Below are 16,919 nucleotides of genomic sequence, written 5' to 3' on the forward strand. Positions count from 1 at the left end.
ATTTCTTGGTTGAAATATAACGTTAATAAAAACCACCTTCGGGTGGTTTTTTTATGGAGTTTGTTTGTGGTCTTTGGCTGTTTCATTCCTTGAAAGCCAGCGGGCGAGCATAGGCCCCGCTAGTAATACCAACAAAAATCGAGCAACCTGCATCGCCATTACAAAGGACACATCCGCATTGGTTGAAGCTGCGATAATGGCCACCGAGTCAGCTCCACCTGGGCTGGTGGCTAAAAAAGCAGTAAGCGGGTCTATATCGGCAAATAGAATCAACAGTACGGCCAAGCAGGCATTAATCGAAATCAACGCCAGAATCGCTCCTAGGACGTGAGGGAAGACATACCAAGCGTGTTTTAGAACTGCGCGGGTAAAACGAAAACCTATGCTCCAACCTAAGATGGCAAAGCTGATGGCGAGGCACCACTGGGGTAAGACGATAGGCAGTATGCCAGAAAACTTAATGACCAAACCTACAGCCAATGAAAGCAGTAATGGGCCACTGGGAAGGCGTAGTCTTACTCCCACAATGGTCGCTAAAGCAATGATGCTGAGTGTAATGGCAAACCCAGACCATGAGGAAACGCCAAGCCAGTCTATTGCTACAGCGGCTGAGCCATCGACATGAAACACGGTAGCCACAATGGTGGCGGCAACAGCACAGCAAGCCACACGCAAATATTGCATGAAGGCCACCAGCCGCATATCGGCTCCATAGGACTCAGACATAACCGTCATGGCTGCGGCAGCACCCGGTGAAGATCCCCAAATGGCTGTTGTGCCAGGCAATAACCGACTCCGACTCAGTAACCACCCTAAGAAGCTTGACGCGACAATAGTGGATACTGTGCCAATCAGGAATAGGGGCCACTCCAGAGAGATTTTAGCAAAGACGGCAAGTGGGAGGCTGTTTGCTATCATCATGCCCACCATGCCTTGTGCCATCAAAAAAGTTGGTTTTGGCAAAGCGATGCCAGCACCACTAATTGCCATACTAATGGCCATGATCATGGGGCCAAGTAGCAGTGCCGCCGGTATATGGGCTAATTCAAACAGAACAACAAGCAGAAAAGAGCCTATAAGTAAGACGATAAAGCGCCAAATAACGGGCCAGCTTGAGAGTGGTGGGAAATGTTTAGTAAAAAATGAAGCCATTTCTAGTGGTTAAGATCCGTCTGCGTGCATGTCAAAAAGTATACCTCAATCGCTTTGCTCTGATTGATCTTTAATGGTGATAGTAAGCATATTTTAAGCTTATGCTGCCAGTGTTGTGTGTTAATTTTTTAAAATATGAAAAGATACTCTACAAGACTGACAAGACCCTGACGGATGTTGCATTAACTTGCGTTTGTTGAAGCGTAGGATCTGCTAAGATGACGGCCGATTGAAAACTTGCTTACAGGAAAAGTAAAAACAATGCGAAAAATCAGTATCTTATGTTGTGTGATCTTATCTCTTTTTTTAACCGCTTGTGCAAGTGGCCCAATCAGCCGCTCGGATGCGGTTGGGTTCGAAGAGAGCGGTGGTGCCAGTTACTACGCGAATAAGTATCAAGGACGTAAAACCGCTAGCGGTGAAAGGTTTAATCAAAAAGCCATGACCGCCGCGCACAAACGTCTGCCTTTTGGTACTAAGGTAAAAGTCACCAATGTAGATAATGGCAAAAGTGTCGTGGTGCGAGTTAATGACCGAGGGCCATTTGTCAGTGGCCGAATTATTGACCTAAGTAAATCGGCTTTTGAGCGTATTGGTAACACACGTCATGGGGTTATCGAGGTAGAAATTGAAGTGTTGCGTTAAATTGTTACATCAATTTTAGACTGTTTAGTTTGATTGTAAGTATTGGGAAATATAGGGGTTGAGTTTTAATGCATATTCAAACACCTTTAACTCAAAGTTATACGCCATTCCAACCGACGTTGACTGCTCAAGGTATGTCCCATTTCGGTTTATCTGTAGATATGCAGCGCCCAATTCTTGCATTGTCGAACTCTATCTTGGCTTTTCTTCAAGTAAGGGTTGAGCAACCAACTCCCTACTCAATGATTCCTGATGGAACAAATGTTCTGCTTTTTTCTCCACTTCGTGGTTGGGTTGGGGGAACTCGTTTATCTATTTTGGAAGTTCAACTCATAGAGCCGGGTGATTATTTTGGGGTCTGGTTTGCACCGGGTTCGCTAAGACAGTTTTTTGATGTCGACCTATTGGAGATTACACAATCGCTTGTTGGAGATGACTTTTTATCGCACCGAGAGTTTGTCTATTTGAGCGAGCGATTATACGAAAAGGAAACTTTTTCAGAACGAGTTGTTTTATGTGAGTCTCTTTTTTTAAAGTCGTTATTCCAGCAACCTCCACCAGCATTAAGTCACGCATTAACGCTTATTTATCAAAGTTTAGGTAGTATTAGTGTGACAACTTTGGCTCAGTCAGTTGGATTAAGTCGGCGGCATCTAAATCGATTATTTTCACTGCATACGGGTTTATCAACGAAGTCATTCTCACAGCTCATACGTTCTCAAAGCTTACTAAGTTGTTGTTATAAAAAGAATGTATCGATTTTTCATTGTGGATTAGATCTGGGTTTCTACGACCAGTCTCATATTTTGAGATCTTTGAATCAGCATGATTTATCGTCATTGTCGTTACAAACTCAGCAATTCATGTCCGCTTTTTACAAGCCCCATCAAAAGGAACGCAACATACTCTTCTGAAATAGAAGGAGATGATGATGTTTTCGAATACTGACATATTAGCAATGTCTGAAGGTAAATTTTTTGGTGAGGGAAACGCTCAGCTGCCGAGCGGACCAATGTTAATGATCGATGAAATTACTCAAATTGATTCATCTGGCGGGTCTTATAATAAAGGTTTATTGGAAGCGCGATTTAGTATTCGACCTGAGCATTGGTTTTTTGACTGTCACTTCAAAGGTGATCCTGTAATGCCTGGCTGTTTAGGTTTGGATGCTCTTTGGCAATTGTTAGGTGTATTTCTTGGCTGGTCTGGCTTGCCGGGAAAGGGTCGTGCTTTAGGCGTTGGTAAAGTTCGCTTCACAGGTCAAATTTATCCAACAGCTTCATTTATCGAATATAAAATTCATATTAAACGAGTTAAAAAAGCCCCTTTAGGAATGGGAATTGCTGATGGCTACGTATTACTAGGTGGCGATATTATTTACGAAGCACATGATTTAAAAGTTGGTTTGATCCGCTGAATCAAGATTAAAGCTTTGTTTCTGTTTCTTTGAGAAGCTTGGGCGTCAGCTTGATACTCGCAACAACTTGGCCGAAGTCCTCTGGATCTCGTTGGATGGTGAAGCCTAGGTGACGACAGAAGTCGATCATGCGTTTGTTTTCGGCCAAGACGATGCCTTTCATTACTCGAATGCCTTTGTCTGCGGCGACTTGCATGAGTCGGCGCATGAGGTAGGACGCCAATCCTAGCCCTTGGAACTCATCTCCAAGTACCACGGCGAATTCACAACTTTGGTCATCAAAGTTGTCGATGTAGCGGGCAGTACCGATCAACACATCGTGTCCATCTCGTTGAATCACAGCAAGCAGTGCCATTTCGCGGTCATAGTCGATATGCGAGAGGCTGGCGAGCATGCGCGGTGTCAGCTCTTCGATGTTGGAGATAAAACGAAAGTAGCGCGTTTCATGGGACATGCTGCGCACAAAATCGGCCAAAATTCCTGAATCTCTCGGTAAAACGGGTCTAACGGTGGCGATCTCGTCATTCTTTAATGCCCGCTCTGATACCCACTGTCTTGGGTAAGGGTGAATGGCGAGATGTTCATAGCGGCGCCAATTCTTGCAAACCCTAAGCTGGGCTGTGACATCCGCGTACACACTGCCGCTGTCGTGTAGCCTCACATCGGCCAATTCTAGGGTTTCTATCTCAGGTAATTCACACACCATGGTGGATAAGTTGCGCAGTAAACTTTCTAACTCAAACGACTCTTCGCCAGGAAAGGCACGCTGAATAAGGTCTTTGGCCAGAATGGTGTTTAATGGCGGTAGAGCAACAGCTTCCGCGTGTTTATGTTGTTGCACCCCCTCAAGGGACAAGCCAATGGCAGGACCAAATACCTTGTCCTGAAAAACGCGTAAATGAATGGGCGCAGACAATAGATTTGATGCTTGTCGACGTGTGATTAAGCGAATATGGAAGAGCTCAAAAATATCGCGTAAGGCGTCCGCATGAGGTGTTTTTTCACCCTGCTTAAACAGCTGATTCAGTGTGTTGGTGGCCTCAGAAACATCAATTTTAAAGCGAAAGGCGTGGCTATCGGGGGACTGTTTCGCGAGTAATTGATTGCGTTGGAATTGCACCAAGAATTGAAAGCCTTCAATGGCGGTTTCTGGGGTTCTAAAGGTTGGAATACCGGCTTCATTAATACGAGTACGCATGGTGGTCATATTGCCACCGCCAAGCAAACACACCATCACCAGCTTTTTCTGTGTTTTATGTAGCTTGGTAATCAAGTCGAACAAGGAGTCGATGTCGATCAAGGCCGTTGGGCTGAGCGTCAGTAACACCGCACCACATTCTTCACTTTGTAGAGCATCTTCCGCAAGATTAATAAAGAGATCCGTCGCGCTGCTGGCCCAAACGGTAGTGACAGGGCCAATACCTCCTCGACCCGCCATGGTGGCTTCTAATCGGTCGTGCAGTTCGTCTTGTGGTGTCAGTAAGTCAATGCCAAGCTCCATGGCACGTTGCGCGGCCAGTTCGCCAGGGCCAGCACCGTTACCAATAATGAGTAACGAACCCTCTTTGACCCGACGAGCGTTGGTCATCACCGAAGCGGCCGCAATCAAATCATTCAGACGTCGACCACGAACTGCCCCCGTTCGGCTGAGTGCGGCGTCGAGTACTCGCTCATCGGCACCAACGGAATGCTCGGTGACCACGGCAACAGGTTTGCTTCGTCCTGTGGCGCGTAAGCTGCTGAGAAATCGTGTGGGGCGGCCAATCTTCTGCAAATACATCAAAATGGCCTGACTATCGAAGTCGGTGGATAAATAATCCAGTACTTGTGATGGCATCACATCGACCGGAGTTCCCATGGCGACCACTTGAGAAAATCCAATGCCTTGCCACGTTGCCCAGTCGACCAAGGCACTAGCGACGGTGCCTGATTGCGACATCAGAGCCAAGCGCCCCGATAAGGGTTGAGTTAAACCCAGCCAAGCAAATACGCCTTGTTTCGGGCGGCAAATGCCAAAGCTGTTTGGTCCGAGTAAGCGCACATTGTGTTTGCGAAGAGACTCCACCAAGGATTCTTGGCTGTCTCCCGTCCAAGACAACATAAGTAAAGAGCCAATCCCAGCCGCACCACAATCCGCAATGATGTCTTCCATGGTGACTGGTTTTTCCGTGTTGGAATAAGCACCAACCAATACCGCAAGATCTGGGCCTTTGGGTAATTCGCTGAGTGTGGTGTAAAGCGGAAATGAGAATTCACCAGCCGGTTGTACGCCGACTAAACTCACAGGGCAGGATTTTGTCGCATGGGAAAGAGAAGTCAAAAGAGCCAACATTAGAGGATCGTTTGCATCGTCACCGGTGAGTATTACCATAGACTTTGGGGCGAGTAGCGGATGTAATGCGTGTTGGCTCACAGAGTTTTCTCCTGAGTTCTTGTGTGGCAAGAGTGATATTAAGCACTGTATCACACTCATCTATAGAGCGAATTGTAGACCATGGTAGGATAGATTGTTTCACTATGTTTGTGGTTTGATATAAGACACAGTGACTGCGAATATCGAAAAATAATAATTCAGAGACCTTCAATGACAACGGCGTACATCACACATTCTTATTGCGATAGGCACAATATGGGAGCCGACCATCCGGAATCTCCTTTGCGTCTTGGTGCCATTCAAAATCGTTTAATCATGGGGCAGTTGATGGATTTTTTACGCCGCATGGAATCGGATCCCGCAACCCGAGAACACCTGCTTCTTGCCCACGACGAAACTTATGTGGATTCCATTTTTGCCCGAGCGCCAGAAGAAGGTCATGTGGAATTAGAACCAGAAACCTTGATGATGCCGCATACTTTGGATGCCGCTTTGTACGCCGCAGGCTCAGTCATTAAAGCGGTGGATCTTGTGATGAAAGGTGAGATGGACAATGCTTTTTGCGCGATTCGTCCACCGGGTCATCATGCGGAATACGACAAAGCCATGGGTTTCTGCTTGTTCAATAACATTGCCGTGGGAACCCGCTATGCCATTGAACAATATGGTCTAGAGCGTGTCGCTATCGTCGATTTCGATGTGCACCATGGCAATGGCACAGAAGATATTTTTAAAACCGACTCAAAAGTATTGTATGCCTCCAGCTATCAGCATCCGTTTTATCCCTACAGTGACCCGGGTGCGTCTCACGATAATATTCTTCATATGCCGCTGGCAGCAGGATCGGGCAGCGAGGCTTTTCAAAACATCATGACTGAGCAATTATTGCCAGCGCTGGAAGCCTTTAAACCGCAACTTATTATGATTTCCGCTGGCTTTGATGCCCACAAAGAAGACCCAATGGGGCAGCTAAGATTAAGCGAGTCTGACTTTACTTGGATTACCGATTTATTGATGGATGTGGCCGATCGTCATTGCGATGGCAAAGTGGTATCGGTTTTGGAAGGCGGATACAACGTAGACGCGCTAGGTCGTGCGGCGTTTTGTCATGTCAAAAGTTTAATGAAGCTCTGAAATGCGACATTGAGCTTTAACATTAAGCCAAAAGTGATTTACCAATCTGATGATTGAATTCAGATAAACTTCTAAGTTTGTATGACGCGAGGTCAAATTTTTCATGATCATATTCGTCAGTATGCGGCACCGCTATAGGCTTTATTCCAGCTGCTAATGCGGCTTTGACCCCGCCGAGAGAATCTTCAAAAGCAATACATTGATGAGCTTCAATACCAAGTTTTTCCAGTGTTAGTTGGTAAACATCAGGAGCGGGTTTGCCCTTGGTTACTTCCTCTGCTGAGCTGTAGGCCATAAAATAGTCCGCAATATTAAGGCGTTGCAATACGCTGGGTATAATGTCTTTTGGTGAGTTGGTGGCAAGGCCAATTTTTACTTTGGCTTCTTGTAATGAGTTGAGTAGGTTGTGAACGCCATGCATGGCTTGCCCTTGAGTCTCGATCAAATATTTGACTCGCTCAACGACACGATTCTCGACTTCCTCAAGAGAAGCATCTTTCCAAGGCTGTTTTGCAAACCAAAATTCAGTAACTTCCCTTGTTGTCATTGCAGCGGTAAGCGCAGTTAAATCTTCGGTCACGTTTACACCTACAGACGAAAATACATCAAACTCCGCTTGTTTCCAGAAGGGTTCGGAATCAATCAGTAATCCATCCATGTCAAAAATGACTGCCTGCATAATCGTCTGTTTCTCTGTTTGTTGATTAATGCTTTATTTAACATGGATAGGCTCTAATTTGAAAGCGCTGTTGGTAACCACAAGGCGATGTCTGGTACTAAGCAAAGTATTAATGCCGCTAGGCACATCAGTACAAAGAATGGAAAAGCGGCTTTTGCGACTTGTCCTATCTTTTCCCCAGTAAGGCCTTGAAGCACAAAGAGGTTAAAACCAACCGGTGGCGTTATTTGCCCAAGTTCTATGAGTATTACAAGAAATACACCAAACCAAATAGGATCAAAGCCAGCTTGGATGACGATTGGTAAGGTAATGGGTAGGCTCATTACGGTGATAGAAATACCATCTAGAAATAAGCCGAGTATGACGTAAAACACCGCCAGCGCTAACAGTAAAAATGCTGGAGTAAGATCCAAACTGGCGATATAGCTTGCTAGCTCAGAAGGCAAATGTAGGAAGCCCATCGCGGTCGACAAAAGTGCCGCTGATACCAATATGCTGCAGACCATGGTTGAACTCAACAAGGTAGCAATCATCGCCTCTTGGATCATTTTGAATGACAACTGACGTTCTTTTATCAAGATAATAAGAGTGGCGAACACTCCGACCGCCGCCGCTTCAGATGGTGTTGCGATACCTGTATAAATAGCGCCCATAACGATAACGATCAAGGAGATAACGGGTAACAGCAATACCAAACTTTCCAGTTTACTGGCTGTGTGGGATTGCTCTGGTGGACATAAGGAAGGGTTTAAAATGGCTCTTAGTACGATGTAGCCAGAGTAAAGTGCGGCAATCAAAATGCCAGGTAAAATGCCTGCCATGAAGAGTTTACTAATCGATACTTCGGACTGAATGCCATAAACGATCATCACTAAGGAGGGTGGAATTAACAACCCAAGACTGCCTGCTCCCGCCAAGGAGCCTACAGACAGTTTTCTATCATAACCCCGTTTTTTGAGCTCAGTTGTGGTGATCTTTCCAACGGTTGCGGTTGTGGCGGCACTGGAGCCACTGACCGCGGCAAACATCGCACAACCAAATACATTGGTATGTAGAATGCCGCCAGGAATTTTTTTCGCCCAAGGCTCTAACCCTCTAAACAAACGATCTGAGATATCGGAGCGAAATATCAGCTCACCCATAAGGATGAAAAGCGGAATGGCGGATAGCTCCCATGAGTTGGCGGACCGAAACAGAATACGGCTGAGTATGGCGCCAGCGCGATCCAAACTTACATCACCAATGAAAATAAGCGACAACAAGGCAACAATGGCTAGGCCGGAAAATACCCAAACTCCAAGTCCAAGTACTAAGAGAATGAGAGTAATGACACCTACGGCTGATAATACAATTTCCATCTTATTTGTTTGTCTCGATGTGGGGAACTTTATGGGTAGAAATAAGGACAAGTGTTCTGACAAAGAGTGTTAAGCACAAAAGACTTAAGCCAACCAATACCATGCCCTCAGGGATCCATAATGGTGTTTCTGCAATGGATTCACTGGTGATATTACGTTTGAAGCTTCTGGCCACATTGATGTACCAGTAGTATAAAATCCATGAAAAAAGAGCCAAGGAAACAAGGGAAATAACAGACTCTAGTAACCAATGATAGCGCTCAGGAAGTCGGTCACTGAGTATATTAACTTTAATCAATCCATCGCGCTCTAAGCTATAACCTAAACCAAGAAAAGTGATGGTGGCGATAGCGTAACCGACAAATTCATCGAGAACATAGGTTGAGGTGCCGAATAAGCGTAAGACAATCTCTAGTAATATATGGCACAGCAGGTAGGCGATTAATAGCATTGCCAAAGCACCAGACAGCTGGTTAAGCCGTCTGGATATCCCTGATAATAAATGAACTATCATTTACTTTTCTCAAAATCCGCCATGATATCGCTACCGGATTTCCCCGTATCGTCTAACCACTCTTTTAAAGAAGGTTTTGCCGATTCCTGAAGCCAATTGATGAAAGACTTAGGTAGGTTTTGATGAATAGTAACGTTATGCGCAACTAATTCTTTGTAGTTGTCAGCGACACGAGTTCTTACCGTTTGCCAATTGTGCTTATCCGTTAATGCAGCGGCTTTTAGTATGGCGCTTTGTTCTTCTGTGGATAGGTCATCAAATACCTCTTTGTTCATATGCACCATGTTAAGAGGAATGGCGTATTGGATGGCGCTGTAGTTATCGAGGTGTTCCCAGAATTTACCACTTGCTCCTGCATCTGCTGAAGTGAGAACGGCTTTAATTCCACCTGTAGAGAGTTGAGGAACAACATCCCCCCAAGACAGTTTAATCGGTTCTGCGCCTGCTTCACGTAGGGTTAATGTGCCATTTTTGTCATAGGTACGAATTTTTAAATTAGCCAATTCAGCTTTGGTAGTAACTGGTTTTTGTGACCAAATGCCGCTTGCTGGCCAAGGGGAAGCATAAAGCAGAATTTGTCCATTTTGGGCAAAGACTTTTTGGTAATAGGGTTTGGCTATTTGATAAAGTTTTTCGGCTTGATCTTCATTTTCAACGATAAAAGGTAATGAAGACAGTAAAAATATAGGGTCTATGCCGGCAATACTACCAGCTAAGGTATCGGCGATTTGAATCGCATTGTCGGCAACAGCGTAAAAATTGTCAGCGGATTTAAAGCCAAGAGATCCACCTGTATGAAGCGTAATATCTATGTCGCCTTTGCTCAGTTTCGTTACTTGATCAATAAAATATTTGTCCCCTTCGGCATGAATCGATGTCGCATTATATTCATTAGAGAAATCAAACTTCGCGGCAGATAAAGCAAATGGAGCTTGGATCAAAGCGACAGAAACTAATAATAAACTTGGATAGCGCATACGACTCTTTCCTTCAACGGTTGGGGTCTATCGACTCTAGACCGCTTGTCTTTTACTTATGTTACTTATTGCGGCGAAAGGATGACGCAATGCGACAATTCTCACACGTTTGAGGCTGAGTTGGTTTAATTAAGTAATGACTATCTACCTCCTTTTTTAAATACCTCTCATCACCTTTACACTCCGTTTGTCGTATGGAGTCAGCGCAATGACGTATGGAGTCATCTTGCCTTTTAGACTGCCTTTACTATGAAAATGATTAAGTTATTTATAAGTAATTCTTAGCTCATCTATTCTATCTTCATTTCCAATATTATCGAGATAAAGAGGTATGAAGTCTGAAATTATTTATAAGTAATTTATTAATCCATTTTTTATCTTTTTAACATTTAATGAGAAAGGGAAAATATGAAATTTGTAAATTATTTGTGTTTGATGGTATTAACCACTTTGGGTTGGAGTATTTCTCTTCAGGTGCAAGCTGATACTAGAGTATTGAAATTCCATAGTGGATTGGCTCAAACAAGACCAGAAGCTCAATATATAGAAGAGTTTGCTGATTTAGTTAAAGAAAAATCTAATGGATCACTACAAATCGATGTTTATCATGCCGGATCTCTTGGCCTAAAAGAAGCTGATATGCTTCGAATAATGAAAGGTGGAATGGTTGATTTAGCTTTGATGTATGGTGAATATTATAAAAGAGACGCGCCAGCTTTAGCATCTGTTTATGCGCAAGGAGCCATTACAAAAGCTGAGCAGCATTTGGCATTACTACCTACATTGCGCTCAATATATAAAGATGCCTATGCAAAGTGGGATATTCATACTGTAGGTGGTGTTGTGGCGCCAGTTTTTGATGTTGGTTTGCATTGTAAAGAGCCGGTTAACTCTTTAGCTCAGTTAAAAGATAAAAAAGTTCGAGTGTGGTCAGGGCATCTTGTCGACACTTTTAAAAAATTAGGCATATCTGCTCAAGTTATTGGTCAAAATGATATGTATCTTGCATTACAAACAGGAGTTGTAGATTGTGCTTATTATCTATCGACTGTAGCTAAAACGGTTTCTTTGCAAGAAGTAACCAAATATGAATCATACCTTCACCCTTGGGCGGCGTCTCCTTGGATGTTTGGGGTAAGTGATAAAACATGGCAGTCTCTCACTGCAGATCAGCAAAAAGCTTTGACCGAGGCGGGTGAAGAAGTTTGGAAGGAAACCAAGTTGCTTGCAGTCGATCCACAACGAGAAGCCGCAGCACGAGAGGAGCGTAAATCTTTAGGGATCACCATATTAGAACCATTTAGTAAAAAAGATGTACAAACCTTCGTTGGTGCCGCGATGAGTGCATGGAAAGATATGGCAGAAGCCTCTGGGCCTGAAGGCATGAAATATTATGAAACTGTCTCTACATTGGCAAAAGAGCAACAAAAGTAAGGACAATAAAGGGCATGTAATGTGCCCTTTCTTTGCCTTTCTAAGTGCCTTTTATTAGGAGATATGATGTCTTTTATTTCAAATGCGTTTGATCGATTAATACGGATCATTTTTTATATAGGGGTCATCTCAGGCATCGTTATGGCTGCATTGATCCTTGTTAGTTCATTACTGCGTTATATTGTGGGTTCGCCTATTTCATTTTCTGATGAGTTGGCGGGGCTGCTGTTTGTTACTTTGGCTTTTACTACCTTCCCTTTGGTCATGGACCGTTCTGAACATATACAGTTGTCTATCGTAACTGAAAAATTAAGTCATGGTGCCCAGCGTATCTGCCGTATTTTTGCTTCGCTAATTTTATTCGCTTTTGCCATTGTTTTTATTTATCAGTCATGGGCCTTCATGGATTTTTCTCGCATGATTTCATCGCGAACAGATGTTAGTGGTATTTTACTTTGGCCTTGGATGGCTTTAATGCCTATTTCAATGGTTTTATGTGTTTTGGTTGAGTTAAGAGCTATTTTCCGCATCCTTAAAGATAGCCCCGTTTCGGAGCATTCAGTATGAGTTGGTTGATTTTAGGTTCCAGTTTAGCGGTTTTATTGGGGAGTGGCGCTATTCTAGGTGCAGCTCTCGGATTAACTGGGTTTATTTTATTACATTTTCAAGCTGGTGGTGCGAGCGCATTAGCGATTAATTCAGCTTGGAATTTGCTCTCAGATTTTACTTTAAGTGCAGTGCCTCTATTTATTATTTTAGGTGATATTTTATTGGCGAGTGGAGTATCTACTCGGGTATATAACGGGTTGGTTCCTTTATTTCGTAATGTGCCAGGAAAATTGCTGCACACTAATATAGCAGTCTGTACTCTATTTGGTGCAGTTAGTGGTTCGAGTACATCCACTGCGGCAGCGATAGGTTCTGTGAGTTACCCAGAGCTTAAGAAGCGTGGTTATGACTCCAATATGGTGGTAGGAACCTTAGCAGCAGGGGGGACTCTTGGATTACTCATACCACCTAGTCTTTCTTTATTGATCTATGGGGCAACGCAAGATGTTTCGATTGGTCGTCTTTTTATGGCTGGTTTGATTCCTGGCGCCTTAATTTCATTTGGTTTTTTTGCTTGGATATATTTTCGATCTAAGTTTGGTAGCTCTGTTACACCTGAGGAAAAAGAAAAGTTTAGCTGGGGAGATGCAATAAGAGGTTTGGCGCAAGTATGGCCTTTACCCATATTAATATTTTTTGTCTTGGGTACCATCTACATGGGTATTACCACGCCAACAGAATCTGCTGCGATGGGTGTTGGTGTAGCCATTATTTTAGGTTTCTTTTGGGGCGATTTGACGACGAAGAAACTCTGGGAAGCGTTCTGTAGAGCATCGATGATGTTTAGTGCTGTCGCTTTAATATTGGTTGGGACGGTGATTCTAGCTCAAGCTGTGAGTTTACTCGGTTTACCGAGATCTGCGGTTGGAGCAATAAATGATCTAGGATTAGATAAATATGGCGTACTCGTTATGGTCGTTCTGGTTTATCTTTTGCTTGGGTGTTTTTTTGATGGTATTTCACTACTATTAATGACATTGCCGATTACTTTTCCTATGGTAACCAGCATGGGATTTGATCCAGTTTGGTTTGGTGTCATTGTTACTTTATTAATGGAAGTTGGCATGATTACACCTCCGGTAGGACTTAACTTATTTGTTCTTAGCTCTATTACTAAAGGAGATGTAAGTGTCACTAGCGCAGCAAAAGCCTCTTTGCCATATTGGCTGATACTTCTTGCTGCTGTGGGTGTCCTTACTTTGTTTCCAGATATTGTTTTGTGGTTACCTAATATTTTGAATTGATGGAGCGGGTGAAGGCTCAGCTCGCTTGAGATGTACGACGAGAATCCATTGGGGATTGGCCAAAGAATCTATGGTAAGTACGGCTGAAGTGAGCAGAGCTTACGAAACCACAAGCAACGGATACTTCAAAGATACTAAGGTTCGATTGTTGTATTAGTTGTCTAGCATGAGTTAAACGATACTCCATGTAATAACGGGCAGGGGTCACGCCAACATTACTCTTGAATAGTCTTTCTATTTGTCGTCGAGAAATGCCCACCAGTTTTGTTAGCTCATCTATGCTTAAAGGGTCTTCTACATTGTTTTCCATTAACTGAATAGAATCTTTTATACAGTTTGGAATGTGCGATTCTGGAAGCAGAAAACGGTTTGTTTTTTTAATGTCTTTTTTAGTTGGTCGATCAGAGCCAATTACTTCCGCAATAGCTTGTGAATAGTCTGTACCGTGTGAGCTTTTAATATAATGGAGCATCATATCTAAGGTGCTGTTAGGACCAGAGCAGGTTAATAAAGAACCTTCTTCAGTAAAAGAGGATGTCGATAAATTTAACTTTGGAAACCGTTCTTCCATAATGGCTTTATTGTCTTGGTGAATAGAGATAGTGTTCCCTGTTTTGATTTTGCTATCTGCGACATAATAACTTCCATTCCATATACCTATGATGGTTGTATTTGACTGGGCAGCTTTGACTAATACTTTGTTAAGTAATGGTTCTGGTCTGAGCGAGTTACGAAAGCCACCACAAATCACTAAAATAGCGTCTTTGTTTACTTCAATGTCTTCTATATGGCCATCTGCTGCTATTTCTATAGAAATATCAGATAGTGCCTTGTTGCTGTTTACACCGTAGGTTTTGCATTCGTAGATAGGATTGTCATGTAATAGGTTAAGCGTCACTAACGTATCTAAAGCTACGGAAAAGGACGACATGGAAAAGTGATCAAGCAATACAAAGCTTACTTTTCTTAGTGGTTTTGATACTGCTTCAAATTGGGGGGAGTGTGTAAAAGCGAGATTGGAGCGTTTTAAATGACTTTGAAAATAGCACGTATTTTGATTGCTACTAGCTTCTAACATTACGTTGACCTCTTACTAGATTTTTTACAAGCACAATGCCTCACAATCTTTGATGCAAAAAAAATGCCGCTAATCTAATAAGCTATCTATATTCTAAAAAGGCTACCTACATAATGGCGTGTTGCTTTTGTTGCTTGCTACCATATTTTTTAATTGGATGGCTTTCTGGAATAGTGGAAAAATCACCAAGGATAAAACAAGAATGATACCTTTTAGAAAAGTTTTTATTCCATTTTGAGCAAGCTTATCAAAGAAAAGCGATACAATGAGTATCGCTTTTTACTTGTTTAAACTACGATTTTTCAGTCAATTTGCTTTCTCTGTTTCCCAATTCAATAGCACAGGTTGCTGTGCATCATGGGCAAAGAAATAACCGGCTTTTGGCGTGACGTATAAGGTTTGTCCTTTTTCGAAGCAGTTTTTATCGAACGCCTTGTGAGGCAGATCGATTTCCCATACGTCGTTGCTTTGCCAATCAATTGGCGTCAGTTCTAAGCGAACTTCGGCCCCAATTGGGTTGATGGCAATGACACGCAAAGGCAAGTTGGATTGAGCGGTCGGTTCTCTTGATACAAAGAACTCATGGGAGCGAATGTAGAGTTGGCCGTCTTTCTGTTCCGCACCATTTGGCAGAGCGATACTGGCTTGCTGATTTTGCCATTTGCCGTTTTCCACTTTGCCTTCAAAGACATTGGCATTGCCTAGGAAGTCGAAGACAAATCGGCTGTTAGGGGAGGCGTAAAGCGCATCAGGTTGGTCGATCTGTTCTATGTGGCCATTACTCATCACCACAACGCGATCAGACAGTTCCAAGGCTTCTTCTTGGTCATGAGTAACGAAGACGCTGGTGAAGCCCAGTTCATCGTGCAATCCGCGCAACCAGCGACGCAGCTCTTTACGAACCTTGGCATCCAACGCACCAAAGGGCTCGTCTAGTAGCAAGACTTCCGGCTGAGTCGCCAAGGCGCGTGCCAAAGCAATACGCTGTTTTTGGCCACCAGAAAGTTGTGACGGGAAACGGTTAGCAAGATGTTCAAGCTGCACCATTTCCAATAAATGCATGACGCGATTTTTAATTTCAGTCGAGCTTGGTCGTTCCTTACGTGGCAAGACTTCTAAGCCAAAGGCCACATTGTCAGCCACTGTCATGTGACGGAATAGAGCGTAGTTTTGGAACACGAAGCCCACGCGACGATCTCGCACATGCAAGTTGGTCACGTCTCGGTTACCAAATTGAATGCGACCTGTATCCGCGCCTTCTAGACCCGCGATAATGCGCAATAACGTGGTTTTTCCTGAGCCCGATGGGCCAAGCAAACCAATCATTTCGCCTTCGTTGATATCCACTGACAAAGGTGACAAGGCTTGAAACTGCCCAAAGTGTTTGGAAATGTTTTCAATCAAAATACTCATTGTGTCACCTGTCTTTCTTTTTCAGCTTCAATTTTTAAACTACGTTCCTGACGCCATTCGATGAAGGCTTTCAACAACAAGGTAAGTAGGGCGATCATCGCCAATAGCGATGCGCTGGCAAACGCCGCAGCGGCTTGGTAATCCTCATATTGCAACTGAACGTGCAGCGGCAAGGTGTTGGTTTCGCCGCGAATGTTGCCCGAGACCACAGATACCGCGCCAAATTCACCGACGGCACGAGCGTTGGTTAGAATGACGCCATAAATCAGCGCCCATTTGATATTGGGCAAGGTCACGCGACGGAACAACTGCCAGCCAGAAGCGCCCAGAATGACGGCGGCTTCTTCGTCTTCTCGTCCTTGTTGTTGCATCAAAGGAATCAATTCTCGGGCAACAAATGGGCAGGTTACAAACACGGTGACCATCACAATACCCGGCCATGCAAACATCAACTGGATATCTTGATCGTACAACCAAGAGCCAATCCAGCCGTTATTGCCGTACAACAAGAGATACAATAAACCCGCGACCACTGGGGAAACCGCAAATGGAATATCCATCAGGGTCATCAGTATTTTGCGGCCAGGAAATTCAAATCGGGTTACCGCCCACGCTAACATCACGCCGAAGACCAAGTTGATTGGCACGGTTAAAGCGGCCACGAACAAGGTTAAGCCAATGGCGTGCAGGGTATCGGCTTCCAGCAAGCTGTTAAAGTAATGCCCTGCGCCCTCTACAAAAGCTTGTTGGAATATGGCAATCAGCGGCACAACCAGCAAGATGGCGGTCAAAAATAAGGTAATACCAATGAGCAAACCTTTTACCAGCGGGCTGTCGCCGACTCGCAGCTGGTGTTGCCCAGATGACGATTTAGAAGATGACATAATAGAT

General features: G+C 43.9%; 16 protein-coding genes. 7 read left to right on the forward strand and 9 right to left on the reverse strand.

The annotated features are described in order from the left end of the window. Positions 1-51 precede the first annotated feature (51 nt). The gene (locus C0J08_RS02595; protein ID WP_212654582.1) at positions 52-1,152 is read right to left on the reverse strand and encodes an AbrB family transcriptional regulator; all 1,101 of its coding nucleotides are present in this window, start codon (positions 1,150-1,152) and stop codon (positions 52-54) included. A gap of 261 nt (positions 1,153-1,413) precedes the next feature. Here C0J08_RS02595 and C0J08_RS02600 point away from each other — a divergent pair, with 261 nt between their 5' ends. From C0J08_RS02600 to fabA, 3 genes are all read left to right on the forward strand, one after another. Then, positions 1,414-1,797, forward strand: coding sequence for a septal ring lytic transglycosylase RlpA family protein (locus C0J08_RS02600; protein ID WP_212654583.1), 384 nt, complete (start codon positions 1,414-1,416; stop codon positions 1,795-1,797). Positions 1,798-1,865: 68 nt separating this feature from the next. Next, entirely contained in the window at positions 1,866-2,711 is an 846-nt protein-coding gene (locus C0J08_RS02605) for a helix-turn-helix domain-containing protein (RefSeq protein ID WP_212654584.1), read from the forward strand. A gap of 14 nt (positions 2,712-2,725) precedes the next feature. Then, complete coding sequence (gene fabA / locus C0J08_RS02610) at positions 2,726-3,214, forward strand: bifunctional 3-hydroxydecanoyl-ACP dehydratase/trans-2-decenoyl-ACP isomerase (RefSeq protein ID WP_212654585.1); 489 nt, start codon at positions 2,726-2,728, stop codon at positions 3,212-3,214. Positions 3,215-3,221: 7 nt separating this feature from the next. Here fabA and C0J08_RS02615 read toward each other — a convergent pair whose 3' ends face one another. Next, positions 3,222-5,627 (reverse strand): bifunctional acetate--CoA ligase family protein/GNAT family N-acetyltransferase, encoded by a 2,406-nt coding sequence (locus C0J08_RS02615; protein WP_212654586.1) that lies wholly within the window; start codon positions 5,625-5,627, stop codon positions 3,222-3,224. Positions 5,628-5,798: 171 nt separating this feature from the next. On the opposite strand from C0J08_RS02615, the gene C0J08_RS02620 reads away from it, so the two are divergent. Then, positions 5,799-6,722: a histone deacetylase family protein gene (locus C0J08_RS02620; protein WP_212654587.1), complete on the forward strand. Its 924-nt coding sequence runs from the start codon at positions 5,799-5,801 to the stop codon at positions 6,720-6,722. Positions 6,723-6,744: 22 nt separating this feature from the next. On the opposite strand, the gene hxpB is transcribed toward C0J08_RS02620, so the two are convergent. Genes hxpB through C0J08_RS02640 form a run of 4 tightly spaced genes read right to left on the reverse strand, consistent with a single transcriptional unit; the run spans position 6,745 to position 10,250 of the window. Then, complete coding sequence (gene hxpB, locus C0J08_RS02625) at positions 6,745-7,401, reverse strand: hexitol phosphatase HxpB (RefSeq protein WP_212654588.1); 657 nt, start codon at positions 7,399-7,401, stop codon at positions 6,745-6,747. Between the two features lie 53 nt (positions 7,402-7,454). Then, positions 7,455-8,759, reverse strand: a complete 1,305-nt coding sequence (locus tag C0J08_RS02630; RefSeq protein ID WP_212654589.1) for a TRAP transporter large permease — start codon at positions 8,757-8,759, stop codon at positions 7,455-7,457. A 1-nt stretch (position 8,760) separates the two neighbouring features. Next, a complete protein-coding gene (locus C0J08_RS02635) occupies positions 8,761-9,273 on the reverse strand; it encodes a TRAP transporter small permease subunit (protein ID WP_212654590.1) in 513 nt (170 codons plus the stop codon). Next, on the reverse strand, positions 9,270-10,250 hold the full coding sequence (locus C0J08_RS02640; protein ID WP_212654591.1) for a TRAP transporter substrate-binding protein: 981 nt from the start codon (positions 10,248-10,250) through the stop codon (positions 9,270-9,272). The genes C0J08_RS02635 and C0J08_RS02640 overlap by 4 nt, the downstream gene beginning before the upstream one ends. 408 nt (positions 10,251-10,658) lie before the next feature. Here C0J08_RS02640 and C0J08_RS02645 point away from each other — a divergent pair, with 408 nt between their 5' ends. The 3 genes from C0J08_RS02645 to C0J08_RS02655 all read left to right on the forward strand — a co-directional run bounded on the left by C0J08_RS02645 (position 10,659) and on the right by C0J08_RS02655 (position 13,537). Next, complete coding sequence (locus C0J08_RS02645; RefSeq protein ID WP_212654592.1) at positions 10,659-11,684, forward strand: TRAP transporter substrate-binding protein; 1,026 nt, start codon at positions 10,659-10,661, stop codon at positions 11,682-11,684. A gap of 66 nt (positions 11,685-11,750) precedes the next feature. Further along, positions 11,751-12,251: a TRAP transporter small permease gene (locus C0J08_RS02650; protein WP_212654593.1), complete on the forward strand. Its 501-nt coding sequence runs from the start codon at positions 11,751-11,753 to the stop codon at positions 12,249-12,251. Then, positions 12,248-13,537, forward strand: coding sequence for a TRAP transporter large permease (locus tag C0J08_RS02655; RefSeq protein ID WP_212654594.1), 1,290 nt, complete (start codon positions 12,248-12,250; stop codon positions 13,535-13,537). The genes C0J08_RS02650 and C0J08_RS02655 overlap by 4 nt, the downstream gene beginning before the upstream one ends. 16 nt (positions 13,538-13,553) lie before the next feature. On the opposite strand, the gene C0J08_RS02660 is transcribed toward C0J08_RS02655, so the two are convergent. From C0J08_RS02660 to cysW, 3 genes are all read right to left on the reverse strand, one after another. Then, positions 13,554-14,615 (reverse strand): GlxA family transcriptional regulator, encoded by a 1,062-nt coding sequence (locus C0J08_RS02660; RefSeq protein WP_212654595.1) that lies wholly within the window; start codon positions 14,613-14,615, stop codon positions 13,554-13,556. 306 nt (positions 14,616-14,921) lie between these two features. Next, on the reverse strand, positions 14,922-16,028 hold the full coding sequence (locus tag C0J08_RS02665; RefSeq protein WP_212654596.1) for a sulfate/molybdate ABC transporter ATP-binding protein: 1,107 nt from the start codon (positions 16,026-16,028) through the stop codon (positions 14,922-14,924). Continuing rightward, the gene (cysW, locus tag C0J08_RS02670) at positions 16,025-16,912 is read right to left on the reverse strand and encodes a sulfate ABC transporter permease subunit CysW (RefSeq protein WP_212654597.1); all 888 of its coding nucleotides are present in this window, start codon (positions 16,910-16,912) and stop codon (positions 16,025-16,027) included. The genes C0J08_RS02665 and cysW overlap by 4 nt, the downstream gene beginning before the upstream one ends. Positions 16,913-16,919: the final 7 nt, after the last annotated feature.

The organism is Marinomonas sp. CT5 (assembly GCF_018336975.1).
Taxonomy (GTDB): Bacteria; Pseudomonadota; Gammaproteobacteria; order Pseudomonadales; family Marinomonadaceae; genus Marinomonas.